The organism is Streptomyces flavofungini, from assembly GCF_041028215.1.
Taxonomy (GTDB): domain Bacteria; phylum Actinomycetota; class Actinomycetes; order Streptomycetales; family Streptomycetaceae; genus Streptomyces; species Streptomyces flavofungini_B.
Map to the genome: position 1 here is coordinate 1 of NZ_JASKYR010000968.1, position 2,594 is coordinate 2,594.

Sequence of the window (2,594 nt, forward strand, 5' to 3'; positions counted from 1 at the left end):
GTTCCTGGAGCACACCGACTACAACCCGCACGGCTTCGGCACCCACATCGCCCTCGTCGAGGGCGGCCCGATGGTGGTACCGCACGCGGGCCCCGACCTGTTCGCGGCGCGGCGGATACCGGCGGCGCGGCTCACCCTCAAGGGCGTGCGGCGGGCGCGCGGCGATGACGGCGACACCTTCCCGCGCGACTGGCACGTGGCCGAACTCGACGACGACGGCAGCCCGGTCCGCCTCGCCGCCGCTCCGGCCGACCTGACCCGCGTCCTGGCGGCGCTGGGGCTGTTTGCCGCCGCCCGCGTGTGAGCCCCGCCGGGTCACTCTCCCGCGGACTCCCCCGCCACCCGGTCGGGCGCCGCGGACCGGGGCCGGGGGGCGGTCAAGTGGTCCAGGGTGCCGGTCAGTTCGAGCAGCCGGTCCAGGCAGCGGGGGCGGTGGTCCAGGCGCAGGTCGACGCCCCGGGCGTCCGTGCGGCGGCGGACCATCAGCAGCGCCGCGAGGCCCATGGAGTCGATGTAGGTCAGCCCGGTCATGTCGATACGGAGCTGACGCACCGCGTGACCGCCGCCCCGGGCCAGATCGAGGTGTTCGGTGACGGAGGAGACCAGGGTCTCGGTCACTCCGTACTCCAGGTTCCCGCCGAGGTGGACGGTCACGACACCCTGCTGGATCTCGGTGCGCAGACTGAGGCGGGAGACGGGGCGGGTCATGCGTCTTCTCCGGTGGTACGGCCCGTGGTGCGGGCGCCGAGGGCTGAGTGAGCGGTGGCCAGCACGCGGGTGGCCCTGGGGAAGTCGGACAGCCTGCGCTCCAGGGTGTCCAGGGCGAGCAGCAGGCTGTGGGCGGGGACGTCCCGGGCGGTGAGGATGTCCGCCGTCCAGTCGAGGAACGTACTGAACAGCTCGTCGTCGTCGAGGTAGAGCGCCGTGGCGAGGTAGTCGACGATGTGGGCGATGTCCTCGGCGGTGTGCCGGCGCTGCCGCACGGTGTACCGGGCCATCGGCGGGAAGAGCTCCTCCAGTTCGGTGAGCACTTCCTTGACCAGTTCGCCACGGGTCCGCGCGACCATCGAGTACTCCTGGTCGATGAGGTGCGGCAGGTCGTCAACGGCCTGGTGGAAGGTGGCGCGCGGCCGGGCGAGCCCCTGTTCGAGCCGCTCGGCGGCGGCGCGCGCGTCGCCCGCCCACGCGTCGGCGCCGAAGGCCCYGGCGTAGCGCCCGTCGGGGCCGAAGGCCGCGCCGCCGACGAGCACCGGGGTGCCCACGGCCTGGCAGGCGGTCAGGGCGGCGTGCGCGACGGGCAGGTGCGTGGGGATCGAGGACGACAGCGCCACCACGTCGGGCACGGTGTGGTGCAGATGCCTGACCAGGTGCGGGGTGGGGGTGTGGGCGCCGAGGAAGTCGACCTGCCAGCCGCGCAGCCGCAGCACTTCGGCGAGCAGCCGCGCGGGCAGGGCGTGCCACTCCCCGTCCACGCACGCGACGGTGATCCGCCCGCGCCGCCGCGCACCTCCGTGGTTCCCGGGAATGCCCGCGGTACGGGTGATGACGCGCTCGTTTATGGCGGTCGCGGCGTGTTCCTGGGCGACGCTGATGCGGTTGGCCGCCCATTCGGTGCCGACCCTCGCCTGTACGGGGGCGATGAGGTCGAGGAGCACGCTCTCGAAGCCGGTGCCCGCCTCAAGGGTGTCCTGGACCGTGCGGGTGGCACCGGCCTCGTCGCCGTCCCGTACGTCGTGCCAGAGCTGATCGCGCACCGCTTCGAGCGGGTGGGCAACAGCGGTCATCCGGTGTACCTGCCTCGGGTGTGTCCGTCCACGGCGCTGAGGTGCTGGTGACGCGGGGCCGCTATGGCCACCACGGCCATGTCGTCGTGGGGCCCGCGGCCCACCCACTGCGAGGCCAGCATCTGCACCCGTTCCACGACGGCCTCGGCGATCATGCCGAAGCACTCGGACAGCGCCCACGACAGGCGCTCGGCCCCGAACATCTCGTCGCCGAGCGGGCCGCCCCTGGCCTCGATGATGCCGTCGCTGTAGAGCAGGCACACCTCGCCGGGCTTGAGCCGGACGCGCGCGGTGGTGGAGGCGACTTCCGGCAGGGCGCCGATCAGGGTGCCCCTGGTGTCGGCCTCCACGACGCTGCCGTCCGCGCGTGCGATGAGCGGCGGCGGGTGCCCGGCGCTGGTGACGCGCAGGTCGACGCGGTTTCCGCGCAGGGCGACCGAGGCGAGCGCGAGGGTGGCGAAGCGGGTGTGCTCGTCCTGGAGCAGCGATTCGTTGAGCAGGGTGAGCAGTTGCTGGTGGTCGTGGCCCACCGAGCGCAGCGCCTGCACCGTGTTGCGGATCTTGCCGGTGAGGGCGGCGGCCTCCAGGCCCTTGCCGCAGACGTCGCCGAGGACGGCAAGGGTCTCGTCCTGGGGTCCCTGGCCGGGGTGTACGTCGTAGAAGTCGCCGCCGATCAGCTCGCCCGCGCCCGCGGCGAGGTAGCCCCCGGCGAACTCGACGCCGTGGACGGTGCGCAGGGAGGGCGGCAGCAGGTCGCGCATGAGGGTGCGGGAGATGGCGCTCTGTTCGGCGTAGAGCCGGGCCGCGGAG

3 protein-coding genes and 1 pseudogene are annotated in these 2,594 nt (G+C 73.4%); 1 reads left to right on the top strand and 3 read right to left on the bottom strand.

Going from position 1 to position 2,594, the window contains the following annotated elements:
• Positions 1-304 (top strand): annotated as a pseudogene (locus AB8Z36_RS37210) (PH domain-containing protein); the annotation flags it as partial.
• An 11-nt stretch (positions 305-315) separates the two neighbouring features.
• On the opposite strand, the gene AB8Z36_RS37215 reads toward AB8Z36_RS37210, so the two are convergent.
• From AB8Z36_RS37215 to AB8Z36_RS37225, 3 genes are all read right to left on the bottom strand, one after another.
• The gene (locus tag AB8Z36_RS37215) at positions 316-708 is read right to left on the bottom strand and encodes an STAS domain-containing protein (RefSeq protein WP_369217804.1); all 393 of its coding nucleotides are present in this window, start codon (positions 706-708) and stop codon (positions 316-318) included.
• On the bottom strand, positions 705-1,784 hold the full coding sequence (locus AB8Z36_RS37220) for a cobalamin B12-binding domain-containing protein (protein ID WP_369217805.1): 1,080 nt from the start codon (positions 1,782-1,784) through the stop codon (positions 705-707). The genes AB8Z36_RS37215 and AB8Z36_RS37220 overlap by 4 nt, the downstream gene beginning before the upstream one ends.
• The coding region (locus AB8Z36_RS37225) for a PP2C family protein-serine/threonine phosphatase (RefSeq protein WP_369217806.1) at positions 1,781-2,594 on the bottom strand (814 nt) is incomplete at its 5' end. The genes AB8Z36_RS37220 and AB8Z36_RS37225, both read right to left, overlap by 4 nt.